Genomic DNA, 24,530 nt, shown 5'->3' on the forward strand with positions numbered 1-24,530 from the left:
AACAGTCGCTTTATGGGCGTTTGTCGTCGCAAATTGGACAAAAAAGTCATCTTTTTTCGTACCCCTGAAGACGTAAGAAAACCCGACTCCGATCATGTAATGAAAAAAAACAACAACTATTCTGTCCATTTTGCCCCGTTGCTGCATTAGCAGGGGTAATATCTATACACGAAATTATGCCCCGATTTCTCCGTATCATTGAAATCGTTTTTGCCCATGACCCATGAGTCTACCTACATCATGAATATGCTGGAAAAAATCCAGTTAAAACTGGAACAGTTGAGCAAGTCAGAGCGTAAAGTTGCCGACATTATTCTTGCCTCTCCCGAGCGGGCAATCCATTCAAGCATCGCCACACTTGCTGTGGAAGCCAATGTCAGCGAACCGACGGTGAACCGTTTCTGTCGCAGCATGGATACCCGCGGCTTCCCTGATTTTAAACTGCATCTGGCGCAAAGTCTGGCAAATGGCACCCCATATGTTAATCGCAATGTGGATGAGGATGACAGCGTAGAATCTTACACGGGGAAAATCTTCGAGTCAGCGATGGCAAGCCTCGACCACGTCCGCCAGTCTCTGGATAACGCAGCGGTAAACCGGGCAGTAGATTTATTAACTCAGGCGAAAAAAATTGCCTTCTTTGGCCTCGGTTCTTCTGCCGCAGTGGCGCATGACGCAATGAATAAATTTTTCCGGTTTAACGTACCGGTAATCTATTCCGACGATATTGTTCTGCAACGCATGAGTTGCATGAATTGTAGCGACGATGACGTCATTGTGCTTATTTCTCATACCGGAAGAACCAAAAGTCTGGTGGAACTGGCGCAGTTGGCGCGAGAAAATGACGCCATGGTTATCGCCCTCACCTCTCCCGGCACGCCACTGGCGCGTGAAGCAACGCTGGCAATTACTCTCGATGTACCGGAAGATACTGACATTTATATGCCCATGGTCTCTCGACTTGCTCAACTGACCGTGATAGATGTGCTGGCTACAGGATTTACTTTGCGCCGTGGGGCAAAATTTAGAGATAACTTGAAGCGTGTCAAGGAAGCGCTCAAGGAATCGCGTTTTGATAAAGAATTACTCATCAAGAGTGATGACCGCTAAAAGCAATAACAATGTTCTACCCTTTTATCATCCGGGTCGTTCATTTACCGTTAAAATTTGAGAACGACCGGATTAATGTTCACGCAACACCAAGTTGTTTCAGTCAACGGAGTATTACATGTCCAGAAGGCTTCGCAGAACCAAAATCGTTACCACGTTAGGCCCGGCAACTGACCGCGATAATAACCTTGAAAAGATTATCGCCGCGGGTGCGAACGTCGTACGTATGAACTTTTCTCACGGCTCTCCAGAAGATCACAAACTGCGGGCGGATAAAGTCCGTGAAATTGCCGCAAAACTGGGACGTCATGTAGCTATTTTGGGTGACCTGCAGGGACCTAAAATCCGCGTATCAACCTTTAAAGAAGGTAAAGTATTTCTTAACGTTGGCGACAAGTTCCTGTTAGACGCCAACCTCGGCAAAGGCGAAGGCGACAAAGAAAAAGTCGGTATTGATTATAAAGGACTGCCTGCTGACGTCGTCCCGGGCGATATCCTGCTGCTCGACGACGGTCGCGTACAGCTTAAAGTGCTGGAAGTTCAGGGCATGAAAGTCTTCACCGAAGTTACCGTCGGTGGCCCGCTGTCCAACAATAAGGGCATTAACAAACTGGGCGGCGGTCTCTCTGCTGAAGCCCTGACCGAAAAAGACAAAGCCGACATCGTCACCGCTGCGCAAATCAGCGTTGACTATCTGGCCGTCTCCTTCCCGCGCTGCGGCGAAGATCTGAACTATGCCCGCCGTCTGGCGCGCGACGCTGGCTGCGATGCGAAAATTGTCGCCAAGGTAGAACGTGCAGAAGCCGTCTGCGACCAGAATGCGATGGATGACATCATCCTTGCCTCCGACGTGGTGATGGTGGCGCGTGGCGACCTGGGCGTTGAAATTGGCGATCCTGAGCTGGTAGGTATTCAGAAAGCGTTGATTCGCCGCGCACGTCAGCTGAACCGTGCGGTCATTACCGCCACGCAGATGATGGAGTCGATGATCACCAACCCAATGCCGACCCGTGCGGAAGTGATGGACGTGGCTAACGCCGTCCTCGACGGTACCGATGCCGTTATGCTCTCTGCAGAAACTGCAGCAGGTCAGTACCCGGCTGAAACCGTCGCGGCTATGGCACGCGTCTGTTTGGGTGCTGAGAAGATCCCGAGCATCAATGTTTCTAAACACCGCCTTGACGTGCAGTTTGATAACGTTGAAGAAGCGATTGCCATGTCAGCGATGTATGCCGCTAACCACCTGAAAGGGGTCACCGCTATCATCACAATGACGGAATCCGGTCGTACTGCGCTGATGACTTCACGTATCAGTTCTGGTCTGCCGATTTTCGCGATGTCTCGTCATGAACGTACGCTGAATCTTACTTCCTTGTATCGCGGCGTCACCCCAGTTCACTTTGACAGCGAAACTGACGGCGTCGTTGCCGCCAATGAAGCAGTGAATCTGCTGCGCGATAAAGGCTATCTGGTTTCCGGCGACCTGGTCATTGTGACGCAAGGCGATGTCATGAGCACCATTGGCTCAACGAATACCACGCGTATTCTGACCGTCGAGTAACGCCCCGTTTGATGTAAAAAAGCCTCTCGTTTGAGAGGCTTTTTTTTATTTCTTCGGATAAAGATCTTTACGCTTATAAGGCTCAATTTCACCAGGTTTACGCGTCTTAAGCAGTTTTAGAATCCAGGTGTATTGCTCGAGATGCGGCGCCACAAAGATTTCCACTTCTTCGTTCATTCGTCTGGCAATGGTGTGGTCATCCGCCGTCAGGATGTCATCCATCGGAGGACGAACCTGAATCGTTAAGCGATGCGTTTTCCCATTGTATACCGGGAACAGCGGCACCACACGGGCGTGACACACCTTCATCAGACGGCCAATTGCCGGTAACGTGGCTTTATAGGTAGCAAAAAAATCCACAAACTCGCTGTGCTCAGCGCCATGGTCCTGATCCGGCAGGTAGTATCCCCAATATCCCTGACGTACAGACTGAATAAACGGTTTGATGCCATCATTACGCGCATGCAAACGACCACCGAAACGACGGCGTACCGTGTTCCAGACATAATCGAATACCGGATTTCCCTGATTGTGGAACATCGCAGCCATTTTCTGTCCCTGGGAAGCCATCAGCATCGCTGGGATATCTACACCCCAACCATGAGGAACCAGAAAAATCACTTTTTCATCGTTGCGACGCATCTCTTCGATGATTTCCAGACCCAGCCAGTCGACCCGATGCTGAATTTTTTCCGGGCCGCGAATGGCGAGTTCCGACATCATGACCATCGCCTGAGGTGCAGTCGCAAACATCTCATCGACAATAGCTTCACGCTCAGCTTCGCTGCGCTCAGGAAAGCAGAGGGATAAATTGATCAGTGCTCTGCGACGCGAGCTTTTTCCCAGCCGCCCAGCCATTCTTCCGAGCTTTGCCAGAATTGGATCGCGAAATGATGCCGGCGTTAACGAAATACCTGCTATCGCCGCCACGCCCAGCCACGCCCCCCAGTAGCGCGGATGGCGAAATGATTTGTGAAACTCGGGGATATATTCAATATTCTTTTTTTTCGTTTCCATGCTCTTCCAGTGTCTGGTACGGCGAAAAGTAGATCTGCTGATAGTGTAGCGGCGCGCGATGCGCCGTACAAAATAAAAAAGCCGGCACGCATAGCGTACCGGCTCTGTCAGCGTGTTAATTAATCGAAACGCAACTGAGGAACAACCTCTTTCACCTGTGCCAGGTAATCGGTACGATCCGAGCCGGTCAGACCTTCTGTGCGCGGCAGTTTCGCCGTCAGAGGATTCACTGCCTGCTGGTTGATCCAGACTTCGTAGTGCAGATGCGGACCCGTTGAACGCCCGGTATTGCCAGACAGCGCGATACGATCGCCACGTTTCACTTTTTGTCCTGGTTTGACCAACAACTTACGCAGGTGCATATAACGCGTGGTATAGGTGCGACCATGACGAACCGCAACATAGTATCCGGCTGCGCCGCTGCGCTTCGCTACAACCACTTCGCCATCACCCACCGACAGCACCGGCGTCCCCTGCGGCATCGCAAAGTCGACACCTTTGTGCGGCGCAACGCGTCCGGTCACCGGGTTCAGACGACGCGGGTTAAAGTTGGAAGAGATGCGGAACTGCTTAGCCGTCGGGAAACGCATAAAGCCTTTCGCCAGTCCGGTACCGTTGCGGTCATAGAACTTACCGTCTTCAGCACGGATTGCGTAATAATCTTTACCTTCAGAACGCAAGCGTACGCCCAACAGTTGGCTCTGCTCACGCTTACCGTCCAACATTTCACGAGACATCAGTACCGAGAACTCATCACCTTTTTTCAGTTTACGGAAATCCATCTGCCACTGCATGGCCTTAATCACTGCGCTGATTTCAGAGCTGGTCAGTCCGGCATCTTTGGCACTGGCGACAAAACTTCCGCCCACGGTGCCTTTGATTCGGCTGTTAACCCAATCGCCCTGCTGCATTTCGCTGCTCATTTTGAAACCCGTCGCGGTGCGATCGTAAGTACGGGTTTCACGACGGGAGACTTCCCAGGTCAGGCGCTGCAAATCACCTTCCGCGCCTAACGTCCAGGAAAGTTGCTGACCAATTTTCAGGTTACGCAGTTGTTTGTCGGAAGCCGCGAGTTGGCTGATGTCACCCATATCAATGCCGTACTGATTCAGAATACTGCTCAGCGTATCGCCCGTGGAGACGACATACTCATGCACGCCGGCTTCACCAGACGTTTTGTCATCCAGTTCATCCTGTGGGATGGCTTCGTCTTCCTGAGCGGCCTGATCGATAGGTTCGCTGGCCTCAGGCAATAGTGAGCGAATCTCGCTTTTTTCCAGCTCGATAGTTTTGACGATGGGTGCAGAATCAGGATGGTAAACATAGGGCCGCCAGACAGCGACGGCCAATGTCAGTACGGTAAGCGACCCCAGCATAACGCGATGGGGCCGCGGCAGATTATTAAATGCCAGAGCGACAGAGCGGGCTATCTGTTGCACGTAATCACTTCCTCATTAATCTCCTTTCAGGCAGCTCGCATACTGGTTGGCTAATTGGTTCAAAAACGCTGAATAGCTTGTTTTACCCAGTTTGATATTCGTTCCGAGCGGATCCAACGTTCCCATTCGAACGGATGTCCCTCTCGCGACGGCTTCAACGACCGCTGGCCTGAACTGTGGCTCAGCAAAAACGCAGGTTGCTTTTTGCTCAACCAACTGTGTTCTTATTTCATGTAAACGCTGCGCACCAGGTTGAATCTCAGGGTTCACGGTAAAGTGACCAAGCGGTGTTAGTCCGTAGTGTTTTTCGTAGTAGCCATAGGCGTCATGAAAAACGAAGTAACCTTTTCCCTTGAGCGGCGCGAGCTCGTTACCTACCTGCTTATCGGTTGCGGCTAATTGTGCCTCAAAATCCTTCAGGTTGGCGTCAAGTTTGGCTCGACTTTGCGGCATAAGTTCCACTAATTTTTCATGGATTGCAACCGCTGAGGCCCGTGCTATCTCTGGGGAAAGCCAAAGATGCATGTTGTAATCGCCGTGATGGTGATGCTCGTCACTTTTTTCACTGCCGGCATCATTATGTCCATGATCGTCATCATCGTCGTCAGCACCTTTCATGAGTAACGGTTTCACGTCATTGAGCTGCGCAATCGTTACCTGTTTTGCATTAGGAATATTCTTGACTGATTTTTCCATAAACGCTTCCATCTCAGGTCCAATCCAAACGACTAAGTCCGCGCCCTGTAAGCGTTTTACGTCTGAAGGACGCAATGAGTAATCGTGTTCGGAAGCCCCGTCAGGCAGCAGAACCTGGGTGTCAGTAACCCCGTCAGCAATGGCTGAAGCGATAAACCCCAGTGGCTTAAGAGAAGCCACGACAGCGGCATTTGCCGACTGTGTTGCACTACCCCAAAGAGCAGCGGATAATGCTGCGAAAAGAAGCGTATTTTTATGTAACATAATGCGACCAATCATCGTAATGAATGTGAGAATTGTGATATTATAACATTCTATAACTTCTGCAAGACTAAAATTGATATGACGACTTTGGTTTCACTGGAAAATGTCTCGGTCTCTTATGGTCAACGCCGCGTCCTCTCTGACGTATCGCTTGAACTTCGACCCGGTAAAATATTGACGCTTCTCGGCCCAAATGGTGCCGGGAAATCTACGCTGGTGCGCGTTGTATTAGGGCTGGTAGAGGCTGATGAGGGAGTTATCAAGCGTAATGGTCGATTGCGGATTGGCTATGTGCCGCAAAAACTGTACCTCGATACGACGCTTCCGCTGACGGTAAGTCGGTTTATGCGCCTGCGTCCCGGCACCAAAAAAGAAGATATCCTTCCGGCACTGAAGCGTGTTCAGGCCGGACATCTGATGAATGCGCCGATGCAAAAACTCTCTGGCGGGGAGACACAACGCGTCCTGTTGGCCCGTGCTTTATTGAATAAACCTCAGCTACTGGTGCTTGATGAGCCAACCCAGGGCGTGGATGTCAATGGGCAGGTCGCACTGTACGATCTTATCGACCAGTTGCGACGTGAACTGGATTGCGCCGTACTGATGGTTTCTCATGACCTGCATCTGGTGATGGCAAAAACCGATGAGGTACTGTGCCTGAACCATCATATTTGTTGTTCTGGTGCGCCGGAAGTGGTTTCCATGCACCCGGAATTCATCTCAATGTTCGGACAACGCGGTGCCGAACAACTCGGAATTTACCGTCATAATCATAATCACCGCCACGATTTACAGGGTCGTATCGTCTTACGCCGGGGAAATGGTCACTCATGATTGAATTGTTATTACCCGGTTGGTTAGCCGGGATCATGCTGGCCTGTGCTGCTGGCCCGCTCGGCTCGTTTGTGGTCTGGCGTCGAATGTCTTATTTCGGTGATACGCTGGCCCACGCTTCGCTACTGGGGGTCGCCTTTGGCCTGCTGCTGGATGTAAACCCTTTCTATGCGGTCATCGTCGTCACTTTGTTGCTGGCAGGCGGTCTGGTATGGCTGGAAAAACGCCCACACCTCGCGATCGATACTTTATTGGGCATTATGGCCCACAGTGCACTGTCATTAGGGCTGGTTGTCGTCAGCCTGATGTCCAACATCCGTGTAGATCTGATGGCCTATCTGTTTGGTGATTTGCTCGCCGTGACGCCAGAAGATCTTATCTCCATCGCCATTGGGGTGGTTATCGTTCTGGCGATTTTGTTCTGGCAGTGGCGCAACCTGCTGTCGATGACCATCAGTCCGGATCTGGCATTTGTGGATGGCGTGAAACTGCAACGCGTTAAGCTTCTGCTGATGCTGGTCACAGCATTAACTATTGGCGTGGCGATGAAATTTGTCGGGGCATTAATTATCACCTCACTGCTTATTATCCCTGCGGCAACCGCCCGTCGCTTTGCCCGTACGCCAGAACAGATGGCAGGGGTTGCCGTTGGTGTGGGAATGATAGCGGTTACAGGCGGGCTGACCTTCTCGGCCTTCTATGACACCCCGGCAGGTCCTTCCGTGGTGCTGTGTGCCGCGCTGCTGTTTATCTTCAGCATGATGAAAAAACAGGCGAGCTAATGCGTATTTTAGCCGGATGGAGGCTATTGCCTTATCCGGCTTTTTATTTCATGAGCGAAATGCTTCCCTTCCCGCGGTTTATTAAATGTTTATCCCCACAGCCACATAATCAGCGTTAAACTATTTATACCGTTATTTTAGGGAGAAACGATGATGCGCGTACTGGTTGTCGAGGATAATGCTTTATTACGCCACCACCTCAAGGTTCAGTTACAGGATTTAGGGCATCAGGTGGATGATGCAGAAGATGCGAAGGAAGCGGACTATTATCTGAATGAACATCTGCCGGATATCGCGATCGTTGATTTAGGACTCCCCGATGAAGACGGTTTGTCATTGATCCGCCGTTGGCGCAGCAATGAGGTTTCGTTGCCGATTCTGGTGTTAACCGCGCGTGAAGGCTGGCAAGACAAGGTGGAAGTACTCAGCGCCGGAGCCGACGATTACGTCACCAAACCGTTTCATATCGAAGAGGTGGCTGCACGCATGCAGGCACTGATGCGTCGCAACAGCGGTCTGGCATCGCAGATTATCTCTCTTCCTCCTTTCCAGGTGGACCTCTCTCGGCGCGAGTTATCCGTCAATGATGAAGTTATCAAGCTCACGGCGTTCGAATACACCATTATGGAAACACTTATCCGTAATAACGGCAAAGTGGTCAGTAAAGATTCGCTCATGTTACAGCTTTACCCGGATGCCGAGCTGCGTGAAAGCCACACCATTGATGTTCTGATGGGGCGTCTGCGTAAAAAAATACAGGCGCAATACCCGGATGATGTTATCACCACCGTGCGTGGCCAGGGATATCTTTTTGAACTGCGCTAATGAATAAATTATTGCGTCATTTTTTCCCGTTATCACTGCGGTTGCGCTTTTTACTGGCAACCGCGGGCGTGGTATTGGTGCTTTCGCTGGCCTACGGCATGGTTGCCCTGGTGGGCTACAGCGTCAGCTTTGATAAAACAACGTTCCGCCTGCTGCGGGGTGAAAGTAACCTGTTCTATACCCTGGCAAAATGGGAGAACGGTAAGATAAACGTCGAGCTGCCTGAGAATCTCGATATGCAAAGCCCAACAATGTCGCTGATCTATAACGAAGACGGTGAGTTGTTGTGGGCGCAGCGCAATGTTCCCTGGCTGACGCACAGTATCCAACCGGAATGGCTAAAAGCGAACGGTTTTCATGAGATTGAAGCCAATGTAGATGCCACCAGCACCTTACTGGGCGAAGATCACTCCGCTCAGCAGCAGCTAAAAGAAGTCAGAGAAGATGACGACGATGCCGAAATGACCCACTCGGTCGCCGTGAACGTCTACCCCGCCACTGCCAGAATGCCACAGTTGACCATAGTGGTTGTCGATACCATTCCTATTGAGCTAAAGCGCTCGTATATGGTCTGGAGTTGGTTTATTTATGTGCTTGTCGCCAATCTGTTGCTGGTCATTCCGCTGTTATGGGTAGCCGCCTGGTGGAGTCTGCGGCCTATCGAATCGCTGGCGCGTGAAGTCCGTGAGCTTGAGGAACATCATCGAGAGATGTTAAACCCCGCCACCACGCGCGAACTGACCAGCCTGGTCCGCAATCTTAATCGACTTTTAAAAAGCGAACGCGAGCGCTACGACAAATACCGTACGACGTTAACAGACCTCACCCACAGCCTGAAAACACCGCTGGCGGTATTACAGAGTACGCTCCGCTCGATGCGTAATGAAAAAATGAACGTAAGCGACGCGGAACCCATCATGCTGGAACAAATCAGCCGTATTTCCCAGCAGATTGGCTATTACCTGCATCGCGCCAGCATGCGTGGCAGCAGCGTGCTGCTTAGCCGCGAACTGCATCCAGTCGCGCCGTTGCTGGATAAACTCACCTCGGCGCTAAATAAGGTGTATCAGCGTAAAGGCGTGAACATAAATCTCGATATCTCACCCGAAATCAGTTTTGTGGGCGAACAGAACGATTTTGTCGAAGTAATGGGCAACGTGCTGGATAACGCATGTAAATATTGTCTGGAGTTTGTCGAGATTTCAGCGCATTTGTCCGAGGATCAGCTACACATTCTGGTTGAAGATGATGGTCCTGGTATTCCGCAAAGCAAACGGGAAGTGGTGTTTGACCGTGGACAGCGTGTCGATACGCTACGACCAGGGCAAGGCGTTGGACTGGCGGTGGCGCGAGAAATCACCGAACAGTATGACGGGCAGATTATTGCAGGCGATAGCCTGCTGGGTGGCGCGCGCATGGAAGTTATTTTTGGCCGCCAGCAGCCGGGGCAGATAGACGAGTAATCGCCGCATGTAATAAATATGTACTGATTTCCCGCTTGCGGTTAAGTATCCGTTATAATCGGTTGCAGATACCAGCCTGCGGGATGCTCATTATGGAATACCAACTCACACTTAACTGGCCCGATTTTCTTGAACGCCACTGGCAGAAACGCCCGGTGGTCTTAAAACGCGGGTTTAACAACTTTATTGATCCACTCTCTCCTGACGAACTGGCTGGACTGGCAATGGAAAGCGAAGTCGACAGCCGACTCGTCAGCCACCAGGACGGTAAATGGCAGGTTAGCCACGGTCCGTTCGAAAGCTATGATCATCTCGGCGAGAACAACTGGTCGCTGCTGGTACAGGCGGTCAATCACTGGCATGAGCCAACCGCCGCGCTGATGCGCCCGTTTCGCGAACTGCCGGACTGGCGGATTGACGATCTGATGATCTCCTTCTCTGTCCCCGGCGGCGGCGTTGGCCCACATCTTGATCAGTACGATGTGTTTATCATTCAGGGAACCGGGCGACGTCGCTGGCGCGTGGGCGAAAAACTGCAGTTGAAGCAGCACTGCCCTCACCCGGACCTGCTGCAGGTCGCCCCGTTTGAAGCCATCATCGATGAAGAGCTGGAACCCGGCGATATCCTGTACATCCCACCAGGATTCCCGCACGAAGGCTATGCGCTGGAAAACGCCATGAACTATTCGGTCGGTTTCCGCGCGCCGAATACTCGCGAGCTGATCAGCGGCTTCGCCGATTACGTTTTGCAACGTGAGCTGGGCAGCACGTATTACAGCGATCCTGACCTGCCGCCGCGCGATCATCCGGCTGACGTTCTGCCGCAGGAAATGGACAAGCTCCGTGAAATGATGCTTGGACTGATTAATCAGCCGGAACATTTCCAGCAGTGGTTTGGCGAGTTTATATCTCAGTCTCGTCATGAGCTGGATATTGCTCCACCGGAGCCGCCGTATCAGCCAGACGAAATTTACGATGCCCTGAAGCAAGGGGATGTGTTAGTGCGTCTGGGCGGATTGCGCGTATTGCGCATCGGCGATGACGTCTACGCCAACGGTGAGAAAATTGATTCACCGCATCGCCCTGCCCTGGAAGCGCTTGCCAGCCATATTGTTCTGACGGCCGAGAACTTTGAAGATGCGCTGGAAGATCCGTCTTTCCTTGCCATGCTTGCCGCACTGGTTAACAGCGGATACTGGTTCTTCGAAGGATAATACGAACGTTGCCTGATGCGACGCTAGCGCGTCCTATCAGGCCTTCTGGAGTGAAATACTGTAGGCCGGATAAGCAAAGCGCTATCCGGCATCTATCGGTAAATTTACTGCTGCTTTGCGGTTAACTCCGCAATACGTACAATCACCCGCACCGCTTTTTCCATTCCTTCCAGGGTTACAAACTCATGTTTACCATGATAGTTGTAGCCTCCGGTGAACAGATTCGGACACGGTAATCCCATAAACGACAGCTGCGCGCCGTCGGTGCCGCCACGAATAGGTTTCAGCACCGGCTCAATATCGCAATCGCGCATCGCCTTCTGGGCGATATCCAGCACATGCGGATGCTCAATCACTTTTTCGCGCATATTGTAGTAGCTGTCTTCAATCACCAGTTCGATATAGCAATCCGGGTGTAACCCTTTGCCGACCTTTTTGGCGATCTCCATGATCTTGCGTTTGCGCGCTTCAAACTGCTTGCGGTCAAAATCACGGATGATGTAGTGCATATCCGCCCGATCGACCGTCCCTTTCATGCTCGCCAGATGATAAAAGCCTTCGTAGCCTTCCGTCGTTTCCGGGCTTTCGTCTGCCGGAACCTCAGCATGAATACGAGCAGCCAGCGACAGCGCATTCACCATCACCCCTTTTGCGGTACCGGGATGGACATTGTTGCCGACAATTTTGATATTAACCGACGCGGCGTTGAAGTTTTCAAATTCCAGCTCTCCCACGCCACCGCCGTCAACGGTATAGGCCCACTGCGCATCAAATGCCGCAACGTCAAAATGCTTCGCCCCTTTACCTACCTCTTCGTCCGGCGTAAAGGCCACGCGGATATCACCGTGCGGAATATCTTTTTGGATGAGCACCGCCAGCGCAGTCATGATTTCCGCCACGCCAGCTTTATCATCCGCGCCCAGCAGCGTTTTACCATCTGTGGTGATCAGCGTCTGGCCCAGAAGTTGATGCAGCACCGGGAACATCACCGGCGACAGAACTTCATCACCAATGCCTAACGCAATATCGCCGCCGCGATAGTTTTCAACGATTTGCGGATTAACGTTTTTACCGCTGAAATCCGGTGAGGTATCCACATGGGAAATAAAGCCGATCGCGGGAATATTGCCAGCAACGTTAGCGGGCAACGTGGCCATCAGCGTCCCCTTTTCGCTCAGTGAAATGTTAACCAGCCCCATCTCTTCGAGCTGTTGTTTGAGCAGTTGTAATAATTTCCACTGTCCTTCGGTGCTGGGTACCTGCCGCACGCCCGATTTTGATTGGGTGTCCAGCGACACGTAGTGTAAAAAACGCTCAAGTAGTTTATCCATGCAGTCACCCTCACTTTTTGTGACAACATTATCAATAAGCAACAAAAGACAAATATTGCGTCAGGTCACTTTTATCCCCGCAAGTGAGAATATTTCGCCCTGACATCCCCTCTGACTATAGGGCTAAGTCAGTAATTCGCAACAAGGATTGGCGATTACCATGGTTTGCCGTAGAATAACGGCCCTCATTAAGAGTCATCAAGGTGGTTAACCACGAACCCCGCAGCGGTCAGCCATCCGTTGCGTTTACATGGGACAGAGTAAAAAATTGAATAAACAACCGCGTTCGCTTTCTCCACTGGTGCAATTAGCGGGAATTCGCAAAAGTTTCGATGGCAAAGAGGTGATTTCCAGCCTGGATTTGACCATCAATAATGGCGAGTTTCTCACGCTGCTTGGCCCCTCTGGCTGCGGTAAAACAACCGTTCTTCGCCTGATTGCCGGTCTGGAAACGGTTGATTCCGGTCATATCATGTTGGACAACCAGGACATCACTCACGTTCCTGCGGAAAACCGCTACGTGAACACCGTCTTCCAAAGCTATGCGTTATTTCCCCACATGACCGTTTTTGAGAATGTGGCCTTTGGCTTACGCATGCAAAAAACGCCCGCAGCCGACATTCCTCCCCGCGTTACCGAAGCTCTGCGCATGGTGCAGCTGGAAGAGTTCGCCCAGCGAAAACCGCATCAACTCTCCGGTGGACAGCAGCAGCGCGTCGCGATTGCCCGAGCGGTGGTCAATAAACCCCGTTTACTTCTGTTAGACGAATCTCTCTCTGCGCTGGACTACAAACTACGCAAGCAGATGCAGAACGAACTGAAAGCGCTGCAACGTAAGCTTGGTATCACCTTTGTCTTTGTCACTCACGATCAGGAAGAGGCGCTGACCATGTCAGACCGTATCGTGGTGATGCGCGATGGCAAGATTGAGCAGGACGGTACGCCGCGCGAAATCTACGAAGAGCCGAAAAACCTGTTCGTCGCTGGGTTTATCGGTGAGATCAATATGTTTAACGCGACGGTGATAGAACGTCTGGACGAACAGCGCGTTCGTGCTAACGTTGAAGGTCGTGAGTGCAATATTTATGTCAACTTCGCGGTGATTCCCGGGCAGAAGCTGCACGTCCTGTTACGCCCTGAAGATCTGCGCGTTGATGAAATCAACGACGACAATCATATCGAAGGCCTGATCGGCTACGTGCGTGAACGCAACTACAAGGGCATGACGCTGGAGTCGGTTGTGGAACTGGAAAATGGCAAGATGGTGATGGTCAGTGAATTCTTCAACGAAGACGATCCTGACTTTGACCACTCTCTCGACCAGAAAATGGCGATTAACTGGGTAGAAAGCTGGGAGGTCGTACTGGCTGATGAAGAACACAAGTAAATTCCAGAGTGTGGTGATCGTCACCATTGTCGGTTGGCTTGTGTTATTTGTCTTTCTGCCCAACCTGATGATCATCGGCACCAGCTTTTTGACCCGCGACGACGCCAATTTCGTCAAAATGGTCTTTACGCTGGAAAACTATACACGCCTGCTCGATCCGCTCTATTTTGAGGTACTGATTCACTCCCTCAATATGGCGCTGATTGCCACGCTCGCCTGTCTGGTGCTCGGCTATCCGTTTGCCTGGTTTTTGGTAAAACTGCCGGAAAAAGTGCGTCCATTGCTGCTGTTCCTGCTGATTGTTCCGTTCTGGACCAACTCGCTTATTCGCATCTACGGACTCAAAATATTCCTCAGCACCAAGGGCTACCTCAATGAATTTCTGTTGTGGCTCGGCGTTATCGATACCCCCATTCGCATCATGTTTACCCCCAGCGCGGTGATTATCGGCCTGGTGTACATCCTGCTGCCGTTTATGGTGATGCCGCTCTATTCCAGCATTGAAAAACTCGATAAACCGCTACTGGAAGCCGCGCGCGATTTGGGCGCCAGTAAACTTCAGACCTTCACCCGCATCATTATTCCGTTAACGATGCCGGGAATTATCGCCGGATGCCTGCTGGTTATGCTGCCCGCAATGGGGCTGTTTTACGTTTCCGATTTAATGGGCGGGGCGAAAAACCTGCTGATTGGCAACGTGATTAAAGTTCAGTTCCTGAACATCCGCGACTGGCCGTTCGGTGCAGCCACCAGCATTACGCTGACCATCGTCATGGGTCTGATGCTGCTGATCTACTGGCGCGCCTCCCGCTTGCTGAACAAGAAGGTTAGCGACATTGATAGTTAACCGATATTACCTAAAAAGTTAAAATAATCATGGCATGCAGTTTACCCTCAAGTAAACTGCATGCCAGGTCACGAACGGGGATAAGATTTGTAAAATCAGAAAGGAATTGTAAACGCGCAAAAATATGCCGTCATGATACGCATGAATTTATTATCGATATTCAAGAAATTGTCTTCTGGATTCATCATCTTCAAGGTACTCAAATGAGAGAAGGCGAATTTTGGTAAGGTTATAAAACCACTCGCAATCGTTTCGTTGAATAATTTCGCCAGGCTTGAAACATATTCCGGATGCTTCCCGGATAATCGCATATTTACCATTATTAAACCTGGCCCTGTGGATACAGAAAGATTGACCAACCTGCCCATGACAGCTGTTCGAAAGGATATGTCCTTCAATAAAAATAGATTTTTTAGATTTCATCATCATATCCTCTCAAACTGCAGTACAGGAGCAATATTGTCATTTCCCAACATCACTCACGTTAGGTGGCAGAAGCCGATCAGCCGCCGATACACCAGCATTCTGATGGTCTGAACAACAGCCCGCAGGCAGGGCACTCCAGAACCGCATCTTTTCTTAGTTTACCTGCTTTCTGATCGGCTCTGTATGCGCATACCGGGCAGGCAACATGCACCGGTCTTTCTTTAAAGTGCCTGAGTCCTTTTGTATAAGACATAAATAATTCTCTGAGGAACACAGTAATTATTATACGCCTTAATATAAAAATAACTGGCTTAAGTTATGTTAATTTATGATTAAATCAGGATATCAGATATTGAAAATTAAACGTCTGATTTATGATATAATACCCTTCCGTGAGAAATTTATCATGAAATCAGAAGACACCCTTGACTGGTACCCGGCCCAGTTGCCACCAGTGAAAATTATTCTTGGCGAAGCCGTGCTGGCAGTCGGCAAACAGGGCCGACCTATTAATACCCGAACTTTGCTGGAATACCTTCAGGTCATGCAGGACAAGCAAAAAAAACGAGATGACAAAATCGCCATGCAGACAGCGATTGAGGTTCTCAGGGATAATCAGCGCATTAACGGCAGACGTTAATGCGCGTCCGGACTCAGTATCAGTTCTGAATAATCTCAACCGTATGGTTTTGTCCATCATCCCGCAGCGGTATTCTGTCATCAGGGAGGAGAGCACCATCCAGTGTAACGCGATATTCTGCATCGCCGCGTGAGACACTAATCTGATAATGGCTTTCGCCATATTGATAAGCCATAGAAAAAGACGGCCACCCATCCGGCAACCGGGCATGAACCGTAAGATCAGCACCGGAACGTTTTATCCCCAGTAATTCCTCGGTAAGTAAACGCCAGGCCCAGCCTGATGAACCGGTATACCAGCTCCATCCGGCACGTCCGATATGGGGAGCGACGCTGTAGACATCAGCGCTCATGACATAAGGCTCGGCTTTATAAATCCCGACTGAGTTCGCATTCAGAGTATGATTTATCGGGCTGAGCATGGACCAGAGTTGCCAGGCACGTTCGGCATTCCCCATTCGGGCAAATGCCATCACAGCCCAGATAGCGCCATGTGTATACTGCCCTCCGTTTTCCCGCACACCAGGCAGGTAGCCCTGTATGTAACCCGGATTTGGACCGTGCCCATCGAAAGGCGGCGTTAATAGTTTTATCAGTCCCCCCTCGCTATCCACAAGGTGCTTATCCAGCGCCTGCATGGCCTTTGCGCACCGTCCCGGGCTAGCGGCCCCGGACAATACTGACCAGCTCTGGGCAATCGCATCGATCCGGCAATCCTGTGATGCTTTCGACCCCAGGGGAGTACCATCGTCAAAATATCCACGCCGGTACCATTCACCATCCCAGGCGTGGGCTTCGAGATTGCTTTGCAGGCGCACAGCCTGTGAACGGCACATTGAGGCGACGCTTTCATCCAGCCTGCGATCAGCCAGCGCCGCAAACCGCTGCAAAATGTCGAACAGAAAGAAGCCCAGCCAGACGCTTTCACCCTTGCCGTCGATCCCCACCCGGTTCATGCCGTCATTCCAGTCACCCGCCCCCATCAGCGGCAGACCATGCTCCCCGAACTGTTGTCCATACTTAATGGCTTTGACGCAGTGTAACCAGAGAGTCTCTTCGGTACCGCTGATCACCGGCGTATCATAGGCAGACTCTTCACCAGGCTGAAGCGGACGTCCCTCCAGATAAGGAATACGTGTTTCCAGTACATCCATATCCCCCGTCGTTTCAACATAGTGGCAAACGGCAAGCGGAAGCCACAGATAGTCATCGGAACAGCGCGTGCGCACCCCGTTGCCGTGTGGCGGGTGCCACCAGTGCTGTACATCACCCTCAATAAATTGCCGTGATGCACACAGGATTATCTGTTCTCTCATCCGGTTCGGATCAGCATGGCTCAGCGCCAGCGTATCCTGCAGTTGATCGCGAAAACCAAATGCGCCGCCGGACTGGTAGTAACCGCTGCGAGCCATCAGGCGGCAGGCTACCGTCTGGTACAATAGCCAGCCATTCACCAGTAAATTTACCGATGTGTCGGGGGTGTTAACCACGATTTTATCGAGCACATTGTGCCAGTGGTTGTGAACCCGGTTCAGCTCCTCGCGGACCGTCTCCTCATTCATATAACGGGCAAGCGTCTCCTGAGCTCGAATATGATTCTCCTCTGCGCCGAGGATAAAAATAAACGTCCTCTGATCGCCATCAATTAATGTTACCGCCGATTGTACTGCCCCGCAGGGATCCAGACCGGCGCCCGTTTTACCTGAAAGCCTGCGTAGCTTCATGACCGACGGGGCGTGCAGAGAACCATTACGACCGATAAACTCCCGGCGGTCCCCGGTCAACGAACAGTCATTACCGCTGACGGCAAAAAAGGCAGTACGACCGCTACCGTTATCGCCATAAAAGTTGTTCGCCAGCACTCCACAGCCGCCAGGTGGTCTGGCCGCATGTGTCACAATGTGAGGGGCTGAGCGAGTTCGTGTTCCTCCGAGCGTCCACTCCACATAGCCGGTGACGGAAAGTTTGCGTGTCCGCCCCGAAGAGTTACTGAGCGTCAGGAGCGCCAGTTTAACCGGCGCCTCTTCGGCAACCAGGACCGTCAGCTCGCTGTCTATACCATTCTCTCGATGGGCAAACACGCTGTAACCGAAACCATGGCGGGTCAGGTAATCACCATGTCCGCGAACAGGTAAAGCCGTCGGTGACCAACACTCACCACTCTCTTCATCGCGCAGATAAAACGCCTCGCCGCTGCGATCGCTCACCGGATCGTTCTCCCACGGTGTCAACCGGTATTCATGTGCATTCTCATACCAGGAGTAGGCCTGTCCCGCCTCTGAAATCACAGTGCCAAAACGGGCATTTGCCAGTACGTTTGACCAGGGAGCCGGTGTCTGCGCATCTTCCCGCAGGACAATCTGATATTCCCGACCATCCTGAGAAAATCCACCGTACCCATTGAAATGGCATAACTGACTGATATCGGGGCTCCAGTCCGTATGTTGATTACGCTCGCGCACAGCTCGTGGAATGAGTGCTCTGGCCTGAGGTTTCAGGGTATGAGTACGCTGATTAAGCTGCTCATTGATACTGCCTGTGCGGTCATCAAGATAAAGACAGGCCACGCTCATCAAAAGCAACTTATCCTCAGCAGAGAGATGCTCGCCATTACGAACAAAAATACCGCCCGTTTTGTCCAGCAGACTGGCTTCAGACCCGGCATAAATTAAGTCCATAATCTGATTTTGTAAGCCCTGCTGGTAGCCGCCGGGACTGTTATTCAGGATAACCAAATCAACATCCAGTCCTTTCTGTCTCCAGTAACGGTGCGCCTGAATCAGTGTGGTCACTGAGGCAATACTTTCCTCGCTGGTAATACTGAGCAGCACTATCGGCAGATCGCCTGAAATTGCCCAGCCCCACAGACCGGACTGACCACGCCGGTTGCGGCTGATCGCCTGGCCTTCGGCGCGCAGCTCCTGGACAGGGTAAAGCACCGCGCTGGCAAGACGATTAAACAAAGTGGCATCATCTTCACTGGCGTTCATCTGGCGTAATACCACCAGACTGTGAGACCAGGCCAGTTCAAAGACGCGATCAGCGATAGGGTAATCGCGGTATTTTTCCAGCAACGCCAGGCTCTGCTGGCGGGTCTCACTGATGCCATAAATGATATCAATCGTGACCGGCTGCCCCGGCTGCAGAGTGATGGCGTGGCGTATTGCCAGGATCGGATCCAGCACTGACCCCGACGTATTGCTGAGCGCCCCGCCTGCCTTTATTGCCTGGGCATCCGCAGGGTTTCTGCCACGACCAAGAAATTTTGCCCTGTCTGTTTCAAACGAAACGTTATGACGGTTATCGCCATGCACCACCATCATGTGAAACAGGCAGGGACTCGCTTCACCCGGAGAACGCGGGCGCCGATGGCAAAGAATAGCGTCACGCTCAGGATCCAGTTCCGTCTGAATAAACAAATTGCTAAATGCCGGGTGTGCCAGATCGCTGGCTTCAGGTGCCAGTACTACTTCGGCATAGGTTGTCAGTTCCAGAGAGCGAGGCTGGCGACCACGATGAATCAGTGTGAGCCGTCGCAACTCAATATCATCCTCCGGGGAGATCACAACCTGAGTTTTGACGCTGAGCCCATCGAAAGTACGTCTGAATTCAGCACTCGCATCGGTGAATATCACTTCCTCGTCATGCCCGCTGGTGTGGGCTGTCGGTTGCCAGGTATTGCTCGACACATTCCCCGTCTGTATATCGCGGATATAGCAGAATGCTCCCCAGTTATCGCGGGTGGTATCACTGCGCCAGCGCGTGAGCGCAATATTATTCCAGCGACTATAGCCGCCGCCGCCCGTGGTCAACATCAGATGATAATGGTTGTTGGACAGCAGTTGAATATCCGGGGCCGGCGTGTCCACGCCATAGAAAATACGGGGTTCATAGCGAACGGGTTTGACCCTGCCCTCATGAGATTCAAAATGACGGCGCGGACTGTACAGATCGACCGCATCCGGCACGCGTTCCTGTAACAGCAGGCTCGCTGAGCGGAAGACCGTACTGGACATGAAGCGTTCAGTCATCGGGGCGTCAAGTAGCACATGAGCCAGCGCCTGAAACGCCATGCCCTGGTGATGCGCCATCCAGGACTGAACCACCGCATAGAGCTGACCGGTTGCGAGGCGTGAGGGAGTATAGTCCAGCGCTTCATAAAAACCGTATTCACCATGTGCGCCATTTTTTTGCAGCCTGATCAGGTTCTCACAGGCTTTCTGTGGCGAGACCATTAACGCCAGCAGTGTGGCGTAAGGGGCGACAACCATGTCATCAGCAAGCCCCCTGCGCAGGCCGAGACCCGGCACACCAAATGCCTGATATTGATAATTATGCTGAACATCAAAAGCATGATAACCAGACTCTGAAACGCCCCACGGTACTCCGCGTTCTTTCCCCCAATGAATCTGGCGCATAACCGCCGACTGACTCATTTCATCAAGCAGGCTGCCAGGCCAGGTGGGCATTACCAGATTCGGCATCAGGTATTCAAACATTGACCCGCTCCATGACATCAGGGCGGTTTCATTGTCAATGGTGGTGAACAATCGCCCCAGCGCGTACCAGCTTTTAAGAGGTAGCTGATTAGTGGCAATGGCAAGAAAGCTGGTCAGGCGGATTTCAGACGGCAGAAGATCGTAGTGGCTCTTGTCAGGCATATTCGTGTCACAGTTATAGCCAACACTGAGCAGACTGGTTGCTTCGCTGTACAGAAAGGCGAAATCCATCCGGGCATGCTCATCCAGCCGTTGTTCAAGTTCAGTGATAATATTGAGTCGCATCCGGGCCTGCTCCATCGCTGACGCCGGGGGGGTTCCTACACCAGTAAATGTTGCGCGGGCAAGCTCGCACAAAGTCGGCAGCGTCTGTTCGTTCCAGGATGCAGGTAACCAACCAAGCAGCAGCGACCACTCATGGCAAAGCTGAACCAGTTGATGCTCCAGATGTCCTGCCCAACGCATCTGAAGAGGAGATCCCTGATGGCATAGCGTGTTCAGGTGATTGCACTGGGTGCGCATATTTTTCAGCTCGCTGAAAAATGTCTGCGGAGAGAGCGACACCGCGCTCAGGCAGTGTTTTCGCAACAACCGCAAGCTGTCAGGCGGGTTCTGACCCCACTGTTTTTCCAGAATATCCAGCGTATCATTCAGCCCTGCCAGTATCTGTTGGCGGTTTAAAACTGGCTGATGACGCATGGCGGACAGCCCTGCACGCAGGGTCAACAAATGCCCTGCCATGTTGCCGCTGTCGACGCTTGAGATATAGCGTGGGCTGAGGGGGGCCAGCGTACGAGTGTCATACCAGTTGTAGAGATGGCCCCGGTAGTGCTCCATTTTATCCATTGTGTCGAGCGTGAGCGATACGCGCCGGAGCACTTCCCCGCCGGGCAGGTAGCCAAAGTCCCATGCCGTCAGGTTAGCCATGAGGGAAAGGCCAATATTGGTAGGAGAAGTTCGATGGGCCACCGTCGGCTGCGGTATTTCCTGGTAGTTATCAGGCGGAAGCCAGTTCTCTTTTTCTGTGGCAAAGGTTTCAAAAAACGCCCAGATTTCACGGCTTGTCTGGCGCAACAGCTGTTTTTGTTCCGGATTGGGCGAAAACACCTTACGCGCAGGCTGGCGACTCAGCCAGCTCATCAGCAGCGGTGCCACACACCATAACAAACCGGTCGGCAACGCAATCCCCAGCAGTTGTGGAGCAAATTGTCCGGTCAGTATTATCAGCATCACACCACATACAACATTCAGCCACATCGCCTGATAAAAACGCGCGACAGTGGGTCCGGCCTGATTGCTGTCCTGGCTGTGGCTGACCCACTGGCTGAGGTGACGCCTGCTGATCCCCAATCGCCATAACGTCACGGCGATCGCTTTTAGCGAATATCCGGCTTCGTGCGGCAGTATCGCAAAATTAAGGCCGATACCTGACAAACGCTTCAGCGCACCCGCCCCTACCAGTAACAGATGCGGCTTCAGGCGGCGACGCAGAGGTTTATGCAGCAGGTCATGGGTGATGCAGAGGATGGTTGGCAACAGCCATATCAGCGACAGTACGCCCAGCCAGTAAACCGGATTAGGTACCCCGAGCAGGGTGAAGAACAGCAATACCAGTAATGAAGGGGCGACCAGACTGCGACGCAGATTATCGAGTAATTTCCAGTAAGAAAGCGCGGTCAGCGGATTCCTGGTCCGGGTTCCATCGGCTCTTCTGACACGTGGTTTCAGCCAGTTAAGCAGTTGCCAGTCACCCCGGATCCAGCGTGAACGGCGTGCAACATCCGACAGATAATTATTCGGGTACTGTTCATAGAGTAACACCTCACTCAGCAGACCCGAACGTGCATAGCATCCTTCGAGTAGATCATGGCTGAGAACCAGGTTTTCCGGGCAGATGTTGGCAGTGGCCTGCATAAAAATGTCAACATCGTAAATCCCTTTCCCCACGAACGATCCTTCCCCAAAAAGGTCCTGATAGATATCCGAAGACATCATCGAATAGGGATTATTGCCCGGTATGCTGCTGCGCATGGCGGCGTAACGTCCCTGGCCGTTGCGTGGTATCTCCTCCGCAAGGCCGGGTTGTAAAATGCCAAATCCTTTGACAACCCTCTGGCGTACCGGATCATACTCTGGCGTATTCAGCGGATGCGCCATCGTCGCGACCAGTTTGTGCGCCGTATCGCGCGGCAGCACCGTATCACTGTCCAGGGTAATGACGTATTTAATATGGCCCGGTAAAAGGTTAGCAGGCATGTCTGCAACGCTGACGAATTGTGTCCCCGGATAGCGCAACCAGCTGTTCAGTAACGCCAGTTTTCCCCGCTTGCGTTCATAGCCCATCCACGTTCCTTCCGCGGGGTTCCATTCAGGCTGGCGGTGTAGCAGGTAAAAACGTGGGCGGCTGGAGGGATAGCGGCGATTCAGCGTCTGCGTATCGGCGATCGCCTGTCTGAGCAGCATCTGGCTTTCCGGCGAGGGTTCATTTGCAGAATCAGCGAAATCAGTGAGCAGCGCAAACCTGAGATTTTCGTTTTCATTCCCCAGCCAGCAGACTTCAAGACTGGTGAGGAGTTGGCTGAAACTTGCGTGGCTGGTCAGCATGCAGGGGATGACTAACAGGGTGGCGCTGTCAGGGGGAATGCCGGTTGAGAAATCCATCCGCGGCAAGGGGCGAGGAACGCGAAAACGGGTGGTGGCGTCACTGAGTAAATCGCTCATTAACTGAGTTACAGCGATAATCAGAGGGAATATCACCGCGATCAACAGCCAGTCTGCGCCCTGCATGGCTGTTTCATGCAAAATTGCCGCGGTCGTTGCGGTTGTCAACAACGCCAGGCTTCCAAGCCATGACAGCAGGGTTATTCTGTTGAAACTGTGCCGCAAGCGCATGAGCCTTGAGGTGTCTGCTAACAGATGAATTTCCAGCGCCTGCCGACCTTCGCCTGCGAGATAATAACCAACATGATATTCCAGTGTATCGGGAGCACTGTTTCCTGAAAGCGTCAGCACCCTGTCAGCAACTTCAGGCTCGCTGAGACCACTGTCTCTGGCCAGGACCTCAACAACGTGCCGGTAATGATCCCGGGTATTGAAGTGCATCCGAGGATAGATACCGGCAGGATCATTGCGTAATGCCTGTTCGACGACACTTATCGTTTCGGCGAAATCAGCCCAATCCGTTTCACTCAGTAATCGCAGACCCGCGATACTGTTACTGACAGATAGCTGGCTGGCGGCAAGCTGTTGATTGAAATTATGTATGAGAACGTCGGTGGTGATCCCCTGTTCCCTAAGGCACTGATCAACCCAGGTCAGAGGTAACGACAGCGCATTGCCATGCCCCTGCAGACGCCGCACCAGCTCTGCGACAAAGGCACTGGTTAACGTAGGTCGGGAGCGTGCCATATCGGCAACCACCATGATTAAATCGCCAGGGGCATTCTCTGCACATCCGAAAATCTTTGTTATCCACATATCAGCCAGCGTTCTGTCCTGCTGCGCTTTGATCACTTCGATACTGATACGACGAAGATTTTCAATCAGCGCCAGGCGCAGCATTCCCGGTAACGCCCAGACTTCACCTAATGTCAGCGGGGTCACCTGTTGATAGGCTGTGAGATAGCTGGTCAGGCTGGCGGCATCCCAGCGCCCGTCACCGTGAGCAATGGCCTCTGATGCAATATTGTAAATTCGTGGGCAATTCAGCGGCGACATCAGCGACGGGAGACCTTTACCAAAGCTTTTCGGCAAGTGCTGGCGGACCGTGCGGATTTGTTCCTCAATCAGATAATAATTGTCCAGCAACCACTCCCCGGCAGGCATGATACTGGTCTTTTTACCCGTGTTAAGCTCATAACAGCTTTGGGTAATGATGGCCTCATTCTCGCCGAGTCTTTTTAGAAGATAATAAGGATGTTTATCCGGCGATAATTTATGGGTCCGTGCGAGCTTCTGACCGTAGCGTTCCATCTGGGCGGTCGAAAAGAGTTCTGACTGCAGAGTGCTTTCACCGGCAGGATCGTTCGCCGAAAACGTTACGCTTTCGGTAGCATTCATCGGAATATGGGAGCGGTTAAACCACGCCCTGGGGTTCATTTTCATAGCATTGCTCTGATGCAGAGTTAGCATGCAGGAGCAGTTGCGAAATCAGTTCAGAAACGTTCTCTCAGGATGGGCGTAAGGCATCAGGGATT

At 52.0% G+C, this 24,530-nt stretch carries 16 protein-coding genes; 10 read left to right on the forward strand and 6 right to left on the reverse strand.

Annotated elements, in window-relative coordinates:
• Nucleotides 1–240 precede the first annotated feature (240 nt).
• Together HV314_RS15370 and pyk are read left to right on the forward strand one after the other, a co-directional pair.
• Complete coding sequence (locus tag HV314_RS15370) at nt 241–1,110, forward strand: MurR/RpiR family transcriptional regulator (RefSeq protein ID WP_019076523.1); 870 nt, start codon at nt 241–243, stop codon at nt 1,108–1,110.
• A 118-nt stretch (nt 1,111–1,228) separates the two neighbouring features.
• A complete protein-coding gene (gene pyk / locus HV314_RS15375; protein WP_046276423.1) occupies nt 1,229–2,671 on the forward strand; it encodes a pyruvate kinase in 1,443 nt (480 codons plus the stop codon).
• A 45-nt stretch (nt 2,672–2,716) separates the two neighbouring features.
• Here the strand turns inward: pyk and lpxM are convergent, their stop codons facing one another.
• The 3 genes from lpxM to znuA form a co-directional block, all read right to left on the reverse strand.
• Nucleotides 2,717–3,688 (reverse strand): lauroyl-Kdo(2)-lipid IV(A) myristoyltransferase, encoded by a 972-nt coding sequence (lpxM, locus tag HV314_RS15380; RefSeq protein ID WP_181546056.1) that lies wholly within the window; start codon nt 3,686–3,688, stop codon nt 2,717–2,719.
• Between the two features lie 119 nt (nt 3,689–3,807).
• A complete protein-coding gene (gene mepM / locus HV314_RS15385) occupies nt 3,808–5,127 on the reverse strand; it encodes a murein DD-endopeptidase MepM (RefSeq protein ID WP_016152763.1) in 1,320 nt (439 codons plus the stop codon).
• Nucleotides 5,128–5,142: 15 nt separating this feature from the next.
• The gene (znuA, locus tag HV314_RS15390; RefSeq protein WP_019076521.1) at nt 5,143–6,087 is read right to left on the reverse strand and encodes a zinc ABC transporter substrate-binding protein ZnuA; all 945 of its coding nucleotides are present in this window, start codon (nt 6,085–6,087) and stop codon (nt 5,143–5,145) included.
• Between the two features lie 78 nt (nt 6,088–6,165).
• Here znuA and znuC point away from each other — a divergent pair, with 78 nt between their 5' ends.
• From znuC to roxA, 5 genes are all read left to right on the forward strand, one after another.
• The gene (gene znuC, locus HV314_RS15395) at nt 6,166–6,921 is read left to right on the forward strand and encodes a zinc ABC transporter ATP-binding protein ZnuC (RefSeq protein WP_016152761.1); all 756 of its coding nucleotides are present in this window, start codon (nt 6,166–6,168) and stop codon (nt 6,919–6,921) included.
• Nucleotides 6,918–7,703, forward strand: a complete 786-nt coding sequence (gene znuB, locus HV314_RS15400) for a zinc ABC transporter permease subunit ZnuB (protein WP_016152760.1) — start codon at nt 6,918–6,920, stop codon at nt 7,701–7,703. The genes znuC and znuB overlap by 4 nt, the downstream gene beginning before the upstream one ends.
• 153 nt (nt 7,704–7,856) lie before the next feature.
• The gene (gene phoP / locus HV314_RS15405) at nt 7,857–8,528 is read left to right on the forward strand and encodes a two-component system response regulator PhoP (RefSeq protein ID WP_003846709.1); all 672 of its coding nucleotides are present in this window, start codon (nt 7,857–7,859) and stop codon (nt 8,526–8,528) included.
• The gene (gene phoQ, locus HV314_RS15410; RefSeq protein WP_016152698.1) at nt 8,528–9,991 is read left to right on the forward strand and encodes a two-component system sensor histidine kinase PhoQ; all 1,464 of its coding nucleotides are present in this window, start codon (nt 8,528–8,530) and stop codon (nt 9,989–9,991) included. The genes phoP and phoQ overlap by 1 nt, the downstream gene beginning before the upstream one ends.
• A 92-nt stretch (nt 9,992–10,083) precedes the next feature.
• Nucleotides 10,084–11,205 (forward strand): [50S ribosomal protein L16]-arginine 3-hydroxylase, encoded by a 1,122-nt coding sequence (roxA, locus tag HV314_RS15415; protein WP_016152697.1) that lies wholly within the window; start codon nt 10,084–10,086, stop codon nt 11,203–11,205.
• A gap of 104 nt (nt 11,206–11,309) precedes the next feature.
• Here the strand turns inward: roxA and pepT are convergent, their stop codons facing one another.
• The gene (pepT, locus tag HV314_RS15420; protein ID WP_016152696.1) at nt 11,310–12,536 is read right to left on the reverse strand and encodes a peptidase T; all 1,227 of its coding nucleotides are present in this window, start codon (nt 12,534–12,536) and stop codon (nt 11,310–11,312) included.
• A 250-nt stretch (nt 12,537–12,786) separates the two neighbouring features.
• Between pepT and potA the strand changes: the two genes are divergently transcribed.
• Both potA and potB read left to right on the forward strand, forming a co-directional pair.
• Nucleotides 12,787–13,923 carry a spermidine/putrescine ABC transporter ATP-binding protein PotA gene (gene potA, locus HV314_RS15425; protein WP_016152695.1) on the forward strand — a complete coding sequence of 379 codons (1,137 nt, stop codon included), beginning with the start codon at nt 12,787–12,789 and terminating at the stop codon, nt 13,921–13,923.
• Complete coding sequence (gene potB, locus HV314_RS15430; RefSeq protein WP_181546058.1) at nt 13,907–14,770, forward strand: spermidine/putrescine ABC transporter permease PotB; 864 nt, start codon at nt 13,907–13,909, stop codon at nt 14,768–14,770. Before potA ends, potB begins: the two co-directional genes overlap by 17 nt.
• Nucleotides 14,771–15,272: 502 nt before the next feature.
• Here the strand turns inward: potB and HV314_RS27640 are convergent.
• A complete protein-coding gene (locus HV314_RS27640; protein WP_213083733.1) occupies nt 15,273–15,449 on the reverse strand; it encodes a YnfU family zinc-binding protein in 177 nt (58 codons plus the stop codon).
• A 153-nt stretch (nt 15,450–15,602) separates the two neighbouring features.
• On the opposite strand from HV314_RS27640, the gene HV314_RS15435 reads away from it, so the two are divergent.
• Entirely contained in the window at nt 15,603–15,836 is a 234-nt protein-coding gene (locus HV314_RS15435) for a hypothetical protein (protein WP_029139493.1), read from the forward strand.
• 19 nt (nt 15,837–15,855) lie between these two features.
• Here the strand turns inward: HV314_RS15435 and HV314_RS15440 are convergent, their stop codons facing one another.
• Nucleotides 15,856–24,438 (reverse strand): GH36-type glycosyl hydrolase domain-containing protein, encoded by an 8,583-nt coding sequence (locus HV314_RS15440; protein ID WP_181546060.1) that lies wholly within the window; start codon nt 24,436–24,438, stop codon nt 15,856–15,858.
• Between the last annotated feature and the right edge of the window lie 92 nt (nt 24,439–24,530).

It is taken from the genome of Citrobacter sp. RHBSTW-00887 (assembly GCF_013728095.1).
GTDB lineage: Bacteria > Pseudomonadota > Gammaproteobacteria > Enterobacterales > Enterobacteriaceae > Citrobacter > Citrobacter braakii.